Below are 16,262 nucleotides of genomic sequence, written 5' to 3' on the forward strand. Positions count from 1 at the left end.
TGACTGATCCACCGCATTCGCGAGCAAGCCCGCTCCCACATTGGATGTTTGTTGTTGCGCTATACGAGCCGGGCAGCAAGCAGCGGCAACAGCTGCTCGCAGGAGGCCTCGATCTTCACCTGCAACAACTCATCCCCGCGGGTCTTGCCCAGGTTGATGGCCATCACCGGCTTGCCCCGCTCGGCCATCGCCTTGCACAAGCGAAACGCCGAATAGGCCATCAGCGACGAGCCCACCACCAGCAAGCCCTGTGCATCCTCTACCGCCGCCATCGCCCGCGCCGCTGTCGCGGGCGCTACGTTCTCACCAAAAAACACCACATCCGGCTTCAGGCGCTCGCCATCGCAAAGGGGGCAGCGGGGGACCCGGAAGTCTTCTTCAAAGGCGGGATCGAGCAAGGTGTCGCCGTCCGGCGCCTGCATCGCCTGGACTTGCGCCATGTGAGGGTTGTCGATTTCCAGCTGTCGCTGGACTGCATCGCGCGCGCTGCGCGACTGGCAATCCAGGCACAGCACCCGGTGCAGGCTGCCGTGCAGTTCGATCACGTCATGGCTACCGGCTTGATCGTGCAGAGTGTCAACGTTCTGCGTGATCAAACCGCTTATACGCTCGCGTTGCTGCAACGTCGCCAGCGCCAGGTGTGCCTGGTTCGGCTGCGCAGCGCGGACCTTTGGCCACCCCAACATCGCGCGCGCCCAATAACGGCGCCGCGCCTGCGCGGTGGCAAGGAACTCCTGGTACATCATCGGCGCCTTGCCGCGACGCACGCCTTCGCTGTCACGGTAATCGGGAATGCCCGACGACGTGCTGATCCCCGCGCCGGTCAGCACCAGAAAGCGCCGTTCGGCCATGGCTCGATGCAGGGTGTCGAGGTGTTGCTCCTGATGTTCCAGCGTGTCGAGCATGGTTTCCCCTATTCGCCGCGAATGTACTGCTCCAGCTGTTTGATCAGGTCAGCCTGTTCGGCAATGGCCTCTTTGACCAAGTCACCGATGGACAGCAGGCCAAGCAGCTTGCCGTCTTCGACCACCGGCAGGTGGCGCAAGTGACTGTCGGTCATGATGTTCATGCATTCATCGACAGTTTTACGGGTATCGACAGTGATCACCGGAGAACTCATCACGTCATCGACCCGCGTGGTCACCGACGACAACCCCTTGAGGATGAGTTTACGTGCGTAATCACGTTCGCTGATGATCCCGACCACCACGCCATCCTTGACGACCGGCAATGCCCCGACGTTTTTCTCCGACATCCGGACCAGCGCTTCAAACACGGTGTGGTCCCATTGGATGGTGTGGACGTCCTGGTTTTTCTGGTCCTTGGTTTTGAGTACTTGTGCAACGGTTTTCATGTCGGCCACTCCGGTGTTGTTGTTAGAAGCTCAGCAGGTCCCTACAGAATCCTAGACGGCCCACGCCGCGGCAAGGTCCAAAGCGGCGTTAAACCCGTCGAAAAACGTCATTCGCCGTATTTTTTCGGTGTTTACCCGGCATTTGACGGTTTTTTCGCGCGCTTGGGGCTGGCTGCGGTCTTGCGTGGCGCACTCTTGCGCTTCTTTTTCCATGGTGTGGCGCCTCGACCCGCCGGGCTGGCCGGACCGGTGATGGTCATGCGCATGCCATTGCAGCGGGCCACTTGCTTGCTCATCCAGGCAGCCTGCTTGGCGACGAACTCTTCCAGGCTCATCTCACCGCTTTGCACCATGTCCAGCGCCTGTTCCCAAATGGCGGTGGTGCCAGGGTCTGCAATGGCCCGTGGCACCGCATCGATCAGGCTGAACGCTGCCGGCGTGGCCGACAGCGCCTTGCCGTTTTTCACCAGGTAACCACGGTCGAGCAGGCCCTGGATGATTCCGGCGCGGGTGGCCTCGGTGCCGATGCCAGTGGTGTCCTTGAGTTTCTGTTTGAGCAGCGGGTCTTGCACCAGCTTGGCGACGTTTTTCATCGCCTTGATCAGGTCGCCTTCGGTAAAGGGCTTTGGCGGTTGGGTCCACAGGTCCTTGAGGTTGACCTTGGCCACCGCATAACCCTGGCCCTGCACCAACATCGGCAGGGCCTGCGGTGCCGGTGCTTCACGGCCCTTGATTGGCGCCAGAGCCTCGGGCAAGGCGCGTTTCCAGCCCGGTTCGATCACCACTTTACCGACCGCGCGCAAGGCTTGGCCCGCGCAATCGAAATCCGCCTGGGTGCGGTCGTATTCATGGTTGGGCAGAAACTGCGCCAGGTAGCGTGCGCGAATCAACGTGTAGACCGCGCGGTGTTTGCCGGTGAGTTGGCCGACGTCTTTGCCGGCCCCGGTGGGGATGATGCCGTGGTGAGCGCTGACCTTGGCGTCGTTCCAGGCCCGGGAGCGGCGCTGGGGATCGATATACGGCATCAGGTCGGCAACCGCCGTATCTGCGCGGCCCAGCGCGGCGAGAATCTTCGGCGCCTCGGTGTGCTGGCTCAGGGGCAAGTAGCCGCAGTCACTGCGCGGGTAGGTGATGACCTTGTGGGTTTCGTAGAGGGATTGGGCAATGTCGAGGGTTTCCTGGGCCCCGAGGCCGAGTTTCCTGGAGCAGATTTCCTGCAGCGTGCCCAGGTCGAAGGGCAGGGGGGCCACTTCGCGCATGCGCTCGGTTCGCAACTTCACCAACTGCGCGGTGGCGGCGTTTTCCATGGCCATAGCGGCGTCCCGCGCCAGTTGCGGGTTGAGACAACGACCTTGGTCATCACAGGCGTCTTCTGCCGCACGCCATTGAGCGGTAAAAGTCATGCGTTCGTGGCGCAGGTCGACATCGATGGCCCAGTAAGCCACCGGCACAAAATCGGCGATGCTGCGGTCGCGGTCCACCACCAGGCGCAAGGTCGGCGTTTGGACGCGGCCCACCGGCAGCACACCTTGATAGCCGGATTGACGCCCGAGCAGGGTAAACAGGCGGCTCATGTTCATCCCGATCAGCCAGTCGGCGCGGGAGCGGCCCAGCGCCGAGTGATACAGGCTGAAGGTCTCGGCCCCTGGCTTGAGCGCCGCCAAGGCTTTGCGAATCGAGGCATCGTCCAGTGCCGACAGCCACAGCCGCTGGATCGGCCCTCGGTAGCGGCAATGCTCCACCAGCTCGCGCGCGATCATCTCGCCTTCACGGTCGGCGTCGGTGGCGATCACAAGCTCCTGGGCTTCCCCCAGCAGTCGCTTGACCGCCTTGAACTGGCTGGCGGTCTTGGGCTTGACCAGCATCTTCCATTTGTCCGGGACGATCGGCAGGTCGGCCAGCACCCAGCGTTTGTACTTGGCGTCGTAGGCATCCGGCGGAGCGGTTTCCAGCAGGTGGCCGATGCACCAGGTGACTGTGACGCCATTGCCCAGCCAGCAGCCATCGCCCCGGCGGCTGGCGCCGAGCACGGCCGCGATATCCTTGGCCTGGGAGGGTTTTTCACAGAGGTACAGCCGCATGGTCGTCACATCAGATCGGGGTTGATGCTGTGCAGAATGCTTAGTAAGAGACGTTTGGGCAACCATTATCTGTATGGATGTACAGCAATTTGTGTGAGCACCGCAAAAACAAAATGTGGGAGCGGCGGTGCGACGATTCGACTTGCTTGCGAATACGGTGTGTCAGTCATGCATGTATCAACTGACACTCCGCCTTCGCGAGCAAGCCCGCTCCCACAGGGGATCTCCAATAATCCAGGAAGGATCAGTTGTTATCGATATCCACATGCCGTGTTTCTTTGAGGCAGATCATCCCCACCACCAGGCTGACCCCAGTCACCACCACCGGGTACCACAGACCGTAGAAGATATCGCCGGTGTACACCACCAAAGCAAAGGACACGGTCGGCAGGAACCCGCCGAACCAGCCATTACCGATGTGGTAGGGCAGGGACATCGAGGTGTAGCGGATACGCGTCGGGAACAGCTCCACCATCAGCGCGGCCAGCGGGCCGTAGCACATGGCGGCAATCAGGATCAGCGCCACGATCAGTACCACCACCATGACCTTGTTGACCTGGGCCGCATCCGCCGAAGAAGGGTAACCGGCCAGGGTCACTGCGCCGCGCAGGGCCGCTTCGTCGAAGCCGTCGATACGCACTTCACCCACGCTGACCTGCACCGGGCTGCCGGCAGGTGCGGAGGCGCTGCTGTAGGGCAGGCCTTGCTTGACCAGGAAGGTCTTGACCTTGTCGCAGGGGCTGTCAAAACGCGCCTTGCCCACCGGGTCGAACTGGAAGGTGCAGGTAGCCGGGTCGGCCAGCACCGTGATCGGTGCCTGGCGGCTGGCCTGGTCCATGGCCGGGTTGGTGTAGTGCGCCAGGCTCTTGAAGATCGGGAAGTACAGCACGGTCGCCAGCAGCAGGCCGAGCATCAACACCGGCTTGCGTCCCACCTTGTCCGACAGCCAGCCAAAGAAAATGAAGAACGGCGCGCCAATCACCACACTGATGATCAGCAACACGTTGGCCAGGGCCGGGTCCATCTTCAAGAACTGCGTGAGGAAGAACAGCACATAGAATTGCGCCGCGTAGAAGGTCACCGCTTGCCCGCCGTTGATGCTGAACAGCGCGATCAGCACCACCTTGAGGTTTTCCCATTTACCAAAGGAATCGCGGATCGGTGCTTTGCTGGCTTTGCCTTCCTCTTTCATCTTCAGGAAGGCGGGCGACTCGTGCAGGCTAAGGCGTATCCAGGTGGAAATGCCCAGCAGCACGATGGAAAACAGGAACGGAATGCGCCAGCCCCACACCTCGAACTGATCACCGGTGAAGTAACGGCAGGCCAGCACCACCAGCAACGACAGCAGCAGGCCGAGGGTCGCGGTCGATTGAATCCAGCTTGTATGCAGGCCGCGCTTGCCGGCCGGCGCATGCTCGGCCACATAGGTGGCCGCGCCGCCATACTCGCCGCCCAGCGCAAGACCTTGCAGCATGCGCAGCACGATCAGAATGATCGGCGCCGCAATGCCGATACTGGCGTAGGTCGGCAACAGCCCGACGCAGAAGGTCGCAACACCCATCAGAATGATGGTGACCAAGAAGGTGTACTTACGTCCGATCATGTCGCCCAATCGGCCAAACACCAACGCCCCGAACGGCCGCACCACAAAGCCGGCCGCAAAGGCCATCAAGGCGAAGATGAAGGCGGTGGTGTCGTTGACGCCGGCAAAGAACTGCTTGCTGATCACCGCCGCCAGCGCGCCGTAGAGGAAAAAGTCATACCACTCGAACACCGTCCCGAGGGACGAGGCGAAGATGACTTTCTTTGAGTCGTTGCGGATGCTGGCGGTGTTGACCGCCGAGCCCAAGGGTTGAGCATGTTCTGACATCGGGTAGCCCTCACAGTGATTATTTATTGTTGTTCCACTGTCGGCGCCGGGTTCGGCGCCGCTATTCAGGTTGCGTGAACCAGTTCTTTCTCCGGGGCGAGACTCCTTGTAGGCGGCGAAAGGATCAGCTGCGCGGCCTTTTCCGCGATCATCAGCGTCGGTGAACAAGTATTGCCGGAGGTGATGCGCGGCATGATCGACGCATCGGCAATACGCAATCCAGGCACGCCATGCACGCGCAGTTGGGCGTCGACCACCGCGTCTTTGTCACTGCCCATGCGGCAGGTGCCGACTGGATGGAAGATCGTCGTACCGATGCGTGCGGCGGCTTCATGCAGTTCGTCTTCGGTCTGCAGCGAATCGCCCGGCAGATATTCCACGGGTTTGAACTGGCTCAGGGCCGGTGCGGCGACGATGCGGCGCGTCAGGCGGATCGCATCGGCGGCCACCCGTAGATCTTCCGGATGGCTGAGGTAGTTGGGGCGGATCAGCGGCGCATCCGCCGGGTTGGCCGAGCGAATGTCGATACGCCCCCGGCTTTGCGGGCGCAGGTCGCAGACCGAGGCGGTAAACGCCGGGAACGCGTGCAGCGGTTCGCCAAAACGTTCGAGCGACAGTGGCTGCACGTGGTACTCAAGGTTGGCCGAAGTCTGTTCCGGACCCGAACGGGCAAACGCGCCGAGCTGGCTGGGCGCCATCGACAGCGGGCCGCTGCGGTCATACAGGTAGCGCAGGCCCATGCCCATTTTGCCCCACAGGGTGCCGGCGATCTGGTTGAGGGTGCGCGCGTTTTCCAGCTTGTAGATCAGGCGCAGTTGCAGGTGGTCCTGCAGATTGCCGCCGACGCCTGGCAGTTCATGCAGTACGTCGATGCCCAAGGGTTTGAGCACGCTGGAAGGGCCGATGCCCGAGCGCTGCAAAATGCCCGGCGAACCCACGGCGCCGGCGCACAGCACGATTTCCTTGCGAGCCTTCCAGCTCAGTTGCTGGCCATGCTGGTGCCCGATCACTTGCGAGGCGCGGCCGTTTTCCAGCAGCACGCGGTCCACTTCGACTTCGGTCAGCACCGTGAGATTGGCACGCTGACGCACCGGTTTGAGAAACGCCTTGGCCGCATTCCAGCGCACGCCGGCCCTCTGGTTGACCTGGAAGTAGCCGCAACCTTCGTTGTCGCCCCGGTTGAAATCGTTGATGGAGGCGATGCCGCTCTGCGCTGCGGCATCGCGGAACGCATCGAGGATCGGCCAGTGCAGGCGTTGTTGCTCGACCCGCCATTCGCCGCCGTCGCTATGGAATTCAGAGCCGCCGGCAAAATGGTTTTCGCTGTGCTTGAACAGCGGTAGCACGTCTTTCCACGCCCAGCCGGGGTTGTCTTCGGCCGCCCAGCCGTCGTAGTCCTGGGCCTGGCCGCGCATGTAGATCATGCCGTTGATGGACGAGCAGCCGCCCAGCACCTTGCCTCGCGGATAACTCAGGGCACGGCCTTGCAGGCCTTCCTGGGCTTCGGTCTTGAAGCACCAGTCGGTGCGCGGGTTACCGATGCAAAACAGGTAGCCGACGGGGATATGGATCCAGGGGTAATTGTCGCGGCCGCCGGCTTCGAGCAGCAGCACGCGGTGAGCGGGGTCGGCGGACAGTCGATTGGCCAGCAGGCAGCCCGCGGGGCCGGCGCCTACCACGATGTAATCGTATTCAGCAGTTGCAATGGGCATCTGAGGGGCTCGCTTGTTTTTCTTATTGGCTCCATCCTAGTTGTTAGTTTTCGTCTTAAAAATGTTAGTTTTTACCCAGCTGCTGTGCGTTTTTAAACAGCGCGGGACCAGGCCATGCAAGGGGAGGCATCATGTTCGACTGGAACGACCTGCGGTATTTTCTCGAGTTGCAGCGCAGTGGCCGCCTGCTCACCGCCGCGCAACGCCTGAAAACCACCCACGCCACCGTGGCCCGGCATATCGAGGCCATCGAGAAAAGCCTCGGCACCGCACTGTTCGTCCAGCATGCCCAGGGCTATGAACTGACCCCGGCCGGCGAAGCCCTGCTCAAGCACGCCGAAGCCATGGAAAACGTCGCCTTGCTGGCGGAAGACGAACTGACCCACAGCGCCGCACCCTTGGGCAAGATTCGCCTGGGCGTGGCCGAAGGGCTGGGCGTGATGTTCCTGGCCGGGCGCATGGGCGGGCTGTTCGAACGCTACCCCGGGCTGGAAGTGGAACTGGTGGCCGTGCCGCGCTTTGTCAGCATCCTCAACCGCGAAGCGGAAATCAGCATCCACCTCGAACGGCCAAGCGTCGATCAATTGGTCACGCGCAAGCTCACCGACTACCGCCTGGCCCTCTATGCCAGCCGCGCTTACCTGGATCGCCACCCACCGATTGAAAAACGCGAAGACCTCGCCGCGCATGCGTGGATCGACTACGTGGACGACCTGCTGTTCAGCCAGGAGCTCAAATTCCTCAGCAGCTTTTGCCGCAACCCCAAGGTGGTGTTCCACAGCACCAGCGTGATCGCCCAGCACCAGGCGGCACGCTCCGGGTTGGGCATTGCGGTGCTGCCATGCTTCATGGCGGCAGGCGATCCCGCCCTGGTGCCTTTGTTGCCGGAGGAAGGGATTGAGCGCAGCTACTGGATCAGCTCGCGCCGGGAGCTGCATAAGTCGGTGCGGCTGCGGGTGTTGTGGGATTACGTGGTGGAATTGTGCGCGCGGGAACAGAACGTGCTGCTCGGTGAGCGTCACTGACTGAACCCGAATCAAAACTGTGGGAGCTGGCTTGCCTGCGATAGCCATGGGTATCTACACAACTTTCAACGGTGTGTGGCGAGGAGCTTGCTTGGCGGCCTTCGGGTCGACCGTTTTTTGGGTTTGACCGAGTACATATCCGTTGCTGCGGTAACGGCGGCTTAGGGTTCCGCCCTTACGGCGGGTCACTTTTTGAAGAGCGCAAAAAGTAACCAAAAACGCTTCGCCCCACCACTCGGTGCCTCGCCTAGGCTCGGCATGCCCGTAATCCGACATTGATTTGGGGGGCCGCCGCCACGCGCCATCCATGGCGCGGGGCGGCTAAACCGGCGTCCTGCCGGTTTACCCCCCAAATCAATATCGAATTGCGGCCAGCGTGGTTAACGGGGCGCCTCAGATCAAGATCAAAAACAAAGCGCGGCGGCCTTAGAGCCGACCGGTATTGATGTCGAACTCGGTTCAAAATGTGGGAGCTGTCGAGCCCCAGCGAGGCTGCGAAGGCGGCGGCACTGCTGGCATTTTTTTCGCCTGACCCACCGCTTTCGCAGCCTCGCTAAAGCTCGACAGCTCCCACAGGGATATTGGTCAACTGAAAGTTGTGTAGATACCTATGCTGCGATAACGGTGGGTCAGAACCGAACAGGCAAGCTGACCCACCGTTATCGCAGGCAAGCCAGCTCCCACATTGGGATTGTGGTGTTGCTTGCATCGAGTCAGGCTCGCAGTTCGAATTCGGCACTGCCCAAACGCTCCCCGTTCACCAACACCTCTACCACATGCCTGCCCGGATAATGCCGGCGCGTCGTCAACTCGCGGATATGCTGCTCGCGCCGGAGGTTGTGATGTTCGCCCGCGCCGAGCGTAAACGCCTTGAGCTTGAAGACTTTGGCGGCGCTATGGCCGGCGCTTTTTACATAGTGGATCGCATAATCCACCACCAGTTTCTGTGGGACGGCGGCGGTGGACTCGAGCGAGAACGACAGGTTTATCCGTTCCCCCAGGTTGATCACCGCCGGTGTCACGCTTAGCTGATGAAGCGTCACCTCGGCCCTGGCCCCGGCGCCCATGATCGTCAGCGCGCGGCTGTTGCCTTGTTTGATCAGGCTACGCAGTGCATGGCGGGCGATCCAGGCCGTGTGGGGATGGTCCAGGTTCCAGCTCTCGATCAGGCTGAGCACCCAGTCCGGGTGGTCCTTGGTGATGTCGTTGAGGTGGTTGGCCACGGACTTGCGCACATACAGGCTGTGGTCGGCCTTGAGGTTGTCCAGGATCGCGGCGCACAACTCAGGGTTGGCCTGCACCTGAGCCAGGCGGAACGACCAGGGCAAGCGCGGTCGCGAGCCTTCGCTGGCGAGGCGGCGTACGTGTTCGTTAGCGTCCAGCGACCATGCCTGCATCACCGCCAACGTGCGCTGCAAGTCGTGAAGCAGAAAGGGGCGGACGGCAAATTCGGCGGAGCCGAAAGGGGTGAAGTATTTGAGCGCGGCCATGGATCGCTCGAAATCGTCGCGCCCGTAACTCGCGACGAAGTGCGGCAGGAACAGGCTGACAAACGCGCTGTTCAGGCGGGGTGCCAGCGCATAAAGCAGCTTGAGGGTTTGCGCGTAATCCAGCGGTATCACCGCATGCAGGCTCTCGCTGACCCGTGCCATGCGTTGCATCACCGACAGCTCGGCCAGCCCGGCCTTTGCGTGCTGCAGGAAACCCTTGGCGTTGAACGCCGGGTATACCGCTGTCATCTCGTCGGCGATGTGGTGCAGGCGTTCGACGTTGAAGATTTCCTTGAGGGCCGGAGCACTTTGGTCGGTCATCGGGGGATTCCATAGGGGATGTCAGAGAAACCAGCGATATTCCCGCGCATGGATCTCTTGCTGGAAGGCCAGGTGGTCCTGGCGTTTGTTTTCGCAGTACACGTCGACAAATTCAGCGCCCAGCTTATCGCGCAACACCGGCTGATGCTGCATGGCGCGTACGGCGTCGAGCATTTCCAAGGGGAAGTCGATGCCGCTGGCGCGGTCCTCGTTCAGCGGGGCGATGGGCTCTCGCTGGGTTTCCAGACCGTGCTCCAGGCCAACCAGGATCGCTGCCAGCACCAGGTACGGATTGGCGTCGGCACTGGCCAGGCGGTGTTCGATGCGCAGGTTGCGCGGGTCGGACTCGGGGATGCGCACGCAGGCGTCGCGGTCTTCAAAGCCCCAACTGGCGCGGGTCGCCGCATTCACTGTAGCGCCCAGGCGGCGGAAAGCGTTGTGGTTGGGCGAGAAGATCGGCATGCAATGGGGCAGCAATTCCAGGCAACCGGCCACCGCATGGCGCAGCGCCTGTTGCTGGTGTGCCGCCAGCAGGTTGTTGCCCGCGCCGTCGTACAGGCTCACATGCACATGCATGCCGCTGCCGGGGTGTTGCAGGTAGGGCTTGGCCATGAAACTGGCGCGGTAGCCATGTTTGAGCGCGACGCCGCGGGTGCTGCGACAGAACAGCGCTGCCCAGTCGGCGGCGCGCAGGCCATCGCTGTCGTGGCCGAAGTTGATCTCGAACTGGCCGGGGCCGATTTCGGCGGTGATCACCGTGATATCGATGCCTTGGTCCTTGGCGGTCCGGGCCATGTCATCGAGCACTTCGCTGAAGCGTGACAGCCGTTCGATATGCAGGTTGGGTTGATCGTCCGCGTCACCGCTCAGCGGGTCGCGGGCGAATTGCGGCTGGCCGTTATCGAGTTTTTTGTCGAACAGATAGAACTCCAGCTCGAACGCCACCACCGGGTGGATGCCCTTGTGCCGCAGGCGTTCCAGCACCTTGGCCAGCACTTCGCGGGGCTCGAATTCGATGGGGGCTTCGGTTCCGTCCGAGGTGATCAGCATCTGCCCCAATGGCTGGGATTCCCAGCTCACCGGCTTGAGTGTGCCCGGCACCAGCCGACGGTTGGCGTCCGGGTCGCCGTCGTTGAAGCAATAGTCGCCAATCTTGAACAACCCACCCTGGGCGCCCAGCAGCACGGCGTTTTGCGGCAACTTCAACGGGCTGCCGGCGGCGACCTTTTCCAGCATGTCGATCGGATAGCGCTTGCCGTAGAAATGCCCGGGAATGTCCAGGGCGATCAGGTCGACATAGCGCACCTCGGGATGGTGCTGGCGGAACGTGCGGACTTCGGCCAGTAGCGAGGCACAAGGGCTTTTCACGGGGGTTGCTCCTAGTTGTAGACCCACAGCACGCGGGTGGGCAGGTCAGTCAGGTTGGCGTAGCGGCAATGGGCGAAGCTGGCCAGGTGGAAGCTGTCGCCAGGGCCGAGCGTGACGGCGTCGGTTTCACCCTCCACCCACAGCGTCAACTCGCCCTCCAGCACAAACCCCGCCTGCTCGGCGCGGTCGCTCATGGTCTGCTCGCCGCTGTTGGCACCGGGGGCCAACAGGCTATCGAGCATCGAAAAGGCACCGTTCATGCTCGGCGAGACGAGAATGTCGGTGATGCCGTTGGCGTAATACACCGTGCGTCGCTCGTCGGGGCGAGTGACCCAGTCCACCGCCTTGGGCTTGGGCACGCTGTAGAAATAAGTGGTGGGCACGTCGAGGGCGTGACTGATGGCGGTCAGGTCGGCCACGGTTGGCTGCGACAGGCCGCGCTCCACCTGGGACAAAAAGCCCACCGAACGTTCGATTTTTTGCGCGAGTTGAGCGAGGGTGAGTTTCTTGTGTTTGCGCAGGTCGTGGATCAGCGTGGCGAGGGCGGCGAGTTCTTCTGTAGGTGTCATGAAATTGATGTCTGAAAATTTCATGAAAAAATACAGCATTAAGTTCACGTCGGCAATGGAGCCGGCCGCGAAGGCGCCGCTCGCCGCGCTCTGGCCACGTCAAGGGCGGAAGATAAACGGGATGACCGTCGCGCCTTCGCCGGGTTGCACACCGCCTATCAAAGCTACCAAGTGGCCATCCCTGCGGGCTTGATTGACCAGTGCCCGCACGTTAGCCGACTGTCGCTCCAGATTGGATGCTGTAGGGATGTGCGGGTTGTAATGACGAGTAAGCACGTGGTTGGAATTCGTTCGGATTATTGTCAGCCAATACAGGGTTGGCCGCCCTTCGCGTCGAACCAACAGCTCACTGGGGTAGCGTGTGTCCACCACGTGATAGTGGCTGTCGCTCAGCAATGTTCGCATCAGGTTTCGGGCAGTCACGACGTTGGGCATCACCGCGGCGTTGGCCGTCAAGGTTGCGGGCATACGTTCCGTACGGAACCTTAAGAGGTTGAACTGTACCGATGGCTCCAGTGGCCAGGCACGTTGGTCTGGCGTTTGCGGCAGGCGGTGAAGCAGCGCCAGCGGATCGGCCGCCAAGGTCAAGGGCGAGCCTACCGGTGCCGCGGCTGCGTGGCCCGACCAGCTTGTCCAGTCGTGCAGCGTGCGAAGCAACCTGGCATAGCCGCCCGCACTGAGCCCTGTAGGGTTGCTGCGGTTAAACAGCGCGGCGCCGAGGCGAGTCAGCGAGTGTGGGGTAAAGCTGGGGAATATGTGACTTAGCTGGCTTGCGACGGGGGCGCGGAACGGCAGCTGCGCGCCGATGAGCCAGCGTTCCAATGAAGCGTTGTATTCCACGATCCTGGGTTGATCGTGGAAAGAGCGGTGCAGGAGGTCTTCGAACTGCACAAACGTCGAGCAGGGGCGGTCGCTTGGTACGATAACGGCTCTGGCTCCGGCTACGGCCGAGGACTCGCTCCCCGGCAACGTCGCATAATAGCGGCCTTCCATCTGGATGTATTCGACGGACGCCTGGCCCGGCGGCGCGTCACGTTTGCGCCAGATGCCCGGGCGTCCCGCCACGGCTTCCACCACAGAGGCATCGAAGCTTTGCCCCCAGTCGATAAAACGCTCCTCGGGCGGGCGTGGACGTCGCGTGGCAGGCACTACGGGGGCGGCGGTTGGCGCGCGGCTGGGCCCCGGAACGGGCTCTATGGTCGATGGCAGCGAGCCGGGCAGGTCCCGGCCCTCCAGGCGTAACCTGAAACGCTGCGGTGTCACCATGAGGTACTGTGAAAACTCATCGAGCCGGGTCGGTGACCTCCGCAGCTGTTGAACCAGCGCCGTTTGCAGTTCCAGCTCACGGTGCCGGGGAAACACGAATGAATCCAGTACCCGCCGGGCCTGCTCCGCATCCAGGTTAGGGTAGAGGTCCATCAGCGCTCGTTGCGGTCCGATCGGAAGCGGCGCGCCGCCGCGCAAGCCCAAGTGCGGCGAGCGAATCTCCCACAGGCCTTGCGCGGTGCGATAGAGCGGCTGGCCTTTATAGGCACTGGGTGCACGCCTGGGGTCCTTGAGTCGCCACACCTGAGCATCGGTGTCGCGGGCAATTGAATACCAGTGGCCGTGTTCCTCGAGAAAGTGCTGGGGCGCCTGGTAGGTGCCCGCGTCCACCACGTCCCGCACGTAAATGTCCTGCGCCTCCCAACCTTGCAGGCGCTTGACGTCAGTGGGCGGTTTTTTCAGCGCCATCCTGGGGTCGAGACGCGGATGCACGCTCGTCAGGGGCCGCAGGCGTGCCGACCCTGCGCCGGCGACGGCGCCGTCCAGCACCGCCCCCACCAACTCGCCCAATGCACGCACGATGTAGTGCGCCGCGCTTGCACGGTCGCCGAGTTGGGCCGCTTCCACCGCATTGATCACCGACAGGCTGCTCCTGGCCAGGCCGATGGGCAGCATGATCTTCACCGGGAAAAACGCCGTGGCAATGTCCAGGCCTGCAGTTATCAGTGTGGTGGCGCTTGCGTAATTGGCTTCCTGTGTGCTTGTTGACTGTGCATTCGCGTCGTTGATCACCGTCGACGCTTCGGTCTGGTAGGCCTCTTCAAGGACATTACCGGCGATGCGGGTCAGGGCGATGACCGGGGCGTTGGCACCGCCTTTGAGCAGGCTGCGAATTCTGCGTTGTGCCGTCAGTGTCACGCGGCCTACCAGATAGTCCTGCCAGGCGCTGTGGTTGATGAAGTCGCGGTGCAAGGCCGAGGCGTCGGGGTATTCGTGGAACACGCGCCCGGTCGGGCTCATTGGGGTGTAGACCACCCGCGACGCGACCGCCTGTGAGGCGGTTGAAAACATCAGCACGCCGCGCACGCGTTCGCCGCGCAGCTTCAAGGCACTGACGATGACTCGATGCCCTTCGACGCTAGCACGTTTGTCATCATCCGTCGGCCCGGCGAGCACACTCATCACCCACTTGAACCCGCGGTCCAGTCGGTCCGTCAGGAAGTCACCAGCGATTTTCGCCTCCACGGCATCAACCCGCAGTTGCAGCGCCATGACCTCCATGTAGCGCTGCTGCTCGGCCTGGGCCGATGGCGAGGTGATCAGGCGTGCCTTGAGGAATTGCTCGTAGCTGTCGCCGATATTGAGGGTGCGCACCAGGTCTTTGATTTGCGCAACCGTCAACGCGGTAAAGGGCGCCTGTGCTTTATCGGTCAACCGTGAAAAGTTAGTGAAGTTAAGGTCAAGCCACTCGATATTTTCCAGGGCAAGTTCAGTCAGCGTCAGTTGGCGGGTGGTGAAGATTGGCGTGCCCGGCGTCGAAGGGTGAGGTTTGCCACCGATCACGTAGCCGCCGGTCAGCCGGGGGGCATAGGTTTTGGTGTGGATGAGGATGTCATCCGGGTCGACCGTCAGGCCGTGCTCGGCCTCAAGCACCAGGCGCAGTTGTTCGTTGCTGTACGCCAACAGGGTCGCTGGGTCGCTGTACTGCGCCAGCGATGGCAGGGCCTCTGGTCCGGACAGGCTCAGCAAGTGCTCGATGTAAGCCTGTACAGCCTGCTCCCACTGCAGTTTGTCGTCCGGGGCCGCGGCCTTGAGGAAATGCTGGAGCTGCAGGCGGGCCTTTTTCCGCTGGCGGGCGACCAGCCAGCCGGTGGCGTCGAAAGTGCGCCTGATATCGGTCGTTCGGTTCAGGCTATCGGGCAGTTGAGTGATGTCCAGCACACTCGCCTGCCGTTGGTAATGGGCGACCATCCAGGTGAAGTTTTCTTCGACCTGCGTGCGTAGCGAATCAAGGGCATGCTTGAAAATCGACTCCAGCCGTTCGGTGTAGCGAAACTGCCCGCTGAGGTTCTGCTGCTGGTGAAACGCCAGGCCGGAGGCTCGGTCGTTCTCGTTCATCAGGGCCAGGATGTCTGAGAATTCGAGGGGGTTGTTCAAGCGTCGATGCAGTTCCAGGTCCAGGCTGGCCATCGAATCAAACCCTTCAAACCCGCTGGCCGGCAGGAATAAAAGCACCGGGCCGACATTGGCCTGGGAGGTCACGTCTCGGGCCGCTGGGGTTTGTACCTCGCCTTGCGGGCGCACCTGTGGCGTTTCGTGATCGCGAGACGTGATCACGAAGGCGCCGTACAGCGGGATATCACTGGACAGTTTGTCCCTGACCGCGATTGCGTAGGCGCAGGGCTTGTCGCCTTTGAGTGCCTGGCGGGAAAGCGCATCCGGCGTGCGCGCGACCTGCATCAGCAACAGCTCGCTTGCGCCCTCGACGACGCCGTCGACCTTGAGCAGTTCAATTTCGGCCTTCATCAGCTCAAGACGTTTTTCGCCCAGCCACTGCTGGCACGTGCGGATATCGGCATCCTCGGCGGGGCCGCTCCAGAACGCTGCCTGGTGTGCCTTGAAGCGGTTCGCCAGGTCGTCGGCCAGAGTATTGAGAAAAGCGTCGAACGCCGCTGGGGTCAAGCCCAGGTCAGGGGCGCTGTCTTCGCCGCTGGAACTGAGATGAAACGTGGTGGCGTGGCCGGCATAGTTGGCCGGCGTCTGGGTGACAATGCGTTGAACCACCGCATCCATCAGGGTCGGCAGCAAAGGCTGCACATCCAGGCCTGTATCTTCGATGTCGTCCGATGAAGCCTGGGCAGGTTTATCCGACGGATCGACCGGGCTCGCCGCGTCGATACACAGGTAGGTCTTGGCCATGGTCAGCGGCGTGGGTAACGCCGCGAAGGTTTGATTGAAGGCGTCCTGTACGCACTGAGCAAAGGTCGGTTGTTGCTCCAGAACCTCCAGTATCTGGGTGTTCAGCGCGTGGATTTTTTTTGTCAGGCGGCTCGCCAGCGAGGTGTCGCGAGCGTTCAGCGCAGTGATCAGGGGGTCAGGGGGGAGCAAGGTGGTGTAGCGCATGACGATGGCCTGGAAAGCGAAGTGAATGGCCATGTTGCCGTGCGTTTGATCAAGCCATGCACTACACAGGTAGTGCGTCGTTT

Annotated in this window: 10 protein-coding genes; 1 reads left to right on the plus strand and 9 read right to left on the minus strand. The window is 62.1% G+C overall.

Going from position 1 to position 16,262, the window contains the following annotated elements; translation table 11 throughout:
• Positions 1–59 precede the first annotated feature (59 nt).
• The 5 genes from ACLH0H_RS22725 to ACLH0H_RS22745 form a co-directional block, all read right to left on the minus strand.
• Entirely contained in the window at positions 60–905 is an 846-nt protein-coding gene (locus ACLH0H_RS22725) for an NAD-dependent protein deacetylase (protein ID WP_411379718.1), read from the minus strand.
• A gap of 8 nt (positions 906–913) precedes the next feature.
• Positions 914–1,354 carry a CBS domain-containing protein gene (locus ACLH0H_RS22730; protein ID WP_411379719.1) on the minus strand — a complete coding sequence of 147 codons (441 nt, stop codon included), beginning with the start codon at positions 1,352–1,354 and terminating at the stop codon, positions 914–916.
• A gap of 131 nt (positions 1,355–1,485) precedes the next feature.
• A complete protein-coding gene (locus tag ACLH0H_RS22735; RefSeq protein WP_411379720.1) occupies positions 1,486–3,435 on the minus strand; it encodes a DNA topoisomerase III in 1,950 nt (649 codons plus the stop codon).
• Positions 3,436–3,679: 244 nt separating this feature from the next.
• Positions 3,680–5,305 carry an MFS transporter gene (locus tag ACLH0H_RS22740; RefSeq protein WP_411379721.1) on the minus strand — a complete coding sequence of 542 codons (1,626 nt, stop codon included), beginning with the start codon at positions 5,303–5,305 and terminating at the stop codon, positions 3,680–3,682.
• Between the two features lie 65 nt (positions 5,306–5,370).
• Entirely contained in the window at positions 5,371–7,017 is a 1,647-nt protein-coding gene (locus ACLH0H_RS22745; RefSeq protein WP_411379722.1) for a GMC family oxidoreductase, read from the minus strand.
• Between the two features lie 131 nt (positions 7,018–7,148).
• Between ACLH0H_RS22745 and ACLH0H_RS22750 the strand changes: the two genes are divergently transcribed.
• The gene (locus ACLH0H_RS22750; RefSeq protein WP_076955125.1) at positions 7,149–8,042 is read left to right on the plus strand and encodes a LysR family transcriptional regulator; all 894 of its coding nucleotides are present in this window, start codon (positions 7,149–7,151) and stop codon (positions 8,040–8,042) included.
• Between the two features lie 713 nt (positions 8,043–8,755).
• Here ACLH0H_RS22750 and ACLH0H_RS22755 read toward each other — a convergent pair.
• The 4 genes from ACLH0H_RS22755 to ACLH0H_RS22770 form a co-directional block, all read right to left on the minus strand.
• A complete protein-coding gene (locus ACLH0H_RS22755; protein WP_411379723.1) occupies positions 8,756–9,853 on the minus strand; it encodes a DNA alkylation repair protein in 1,098 nt (365 codons plus the stop codon).
• Positions 9,854–9,874: 21 nt separating this feature from the next.
• Positions 9,875–11,221, minus strand: a complete 1,347-nt coding sequence (locus ACLH0H_RS22760; protein WP_411379724.1) for a glutamine synthetase family protein — start codon at positions 11,219–11,221, stop codon at positions 9,875–9,877.
• Between the two features lie 11 nt (positions 11,222–11,232).
• A complete protein-coding gene (locus tag ACLH0H_RS22765) occupies positions 11,233–11,790 on the minus strand; it encodes a helix-turn-helix domain-containing protein (protein ID WP_411382450.1) in 558 nt (185 codons plus the stop codon).
• 99 nt (positions 11,791–11,889) lie between these two features.
• Positions 11,890–16,212, minus strand: coding sequence for a dermonecrotic toxin domain-containing protein (locus ACLH0H_RS22770; protein ID WP_411379725.1), 4,323 nt, complete (start codon positions 16,210–16,212; stop codon positions 11,890–11,892).
• Between the last annotated feature and the right edge of the window lie 50 nt (positions 16,213–16,262).

This window comes from Pseudomonas sp. MPB26 (genome assembly GCF_046605355.1).
GTDB lineage: Bacteria > Pseudomonadota > Gammaproteobacteria > Pseudomonadales > Pseudomonadaceae > Aquipseudomonas > Aquipseudomonas cedrina.

What these genes read in the sequence shown, in the direction of transcription:
- ACLH0H_RS22725 (WP_411379718.1), bottom strand. Translation starts at nt 905, where the DNA reads ATGCTCGACACGCTGGAACATCAGGAGCAACACCTCGACACCCTGCAT.
- ACLH0H_RS22730 (WP_411379719.1), bottom strand. Translation starts at nt 1,354, where the DNA reads ATGAAAACCGTTGCACAAGTACTCAAAACCAAGGACCAGAAAAACCAG.
- ACLH0H_RS22735 (WP_411379720.1), bottom strand. Translation starts at nt 3,435, where the DNA reads ATGCGGCTGTACCTCTGTGAAAAACCCTCCCAGGCCAAGGATATCGCG.
- ACLH0H_RS22740 (WP_411379721.1), bottom strand. Translation starts at nt 5,305, where the DNA reads ATGTCAGAACATGCTCAACCCTTGGGCTCGGCGGTCAACACCGCCAGC.
- ACLH0H_RS22745 (WP_411379722.1), bottom strand. Translation starts at nt 7,017, where the DNA reads ATGCCCATTGCAACTGCTGAATACGATTACATCGTGGTAGGCGCCGGC.
- ACLH0H_RS22750 (WP_076955125.1), top strand. Translation starts at nt 7,149, where the DNA reads ATGTTCGACTGGAACGACCTGCGGTATTTTCTCGAGTTGCAGCGCAGT.
- ACLH0H_RS22755 (WP_411379723.1), bottom strand. Translation starts at nt 9,853, where the DNA reads ATGACCGACCAAAGTGCTCCGGCCCTCAAGGAAATCTTCAACGTCGAA.
- ACLH0H_RS22765 (WP_411382450.1), bottom strand. Translation starts at nt 11,790, where the DNA reads ATGACACCTACAGAAGAACTCGCCGCCCTCGCCACGCTGATCCACGAC.
- ACLH0H_RS22770 (WP_411379725.1), bottom strand. Translation starts at nt 16,212, where the DNA reads ATGGCCATTCACTTCGCTTTCCAGGCCATCGTCATGCGCTACACCACC.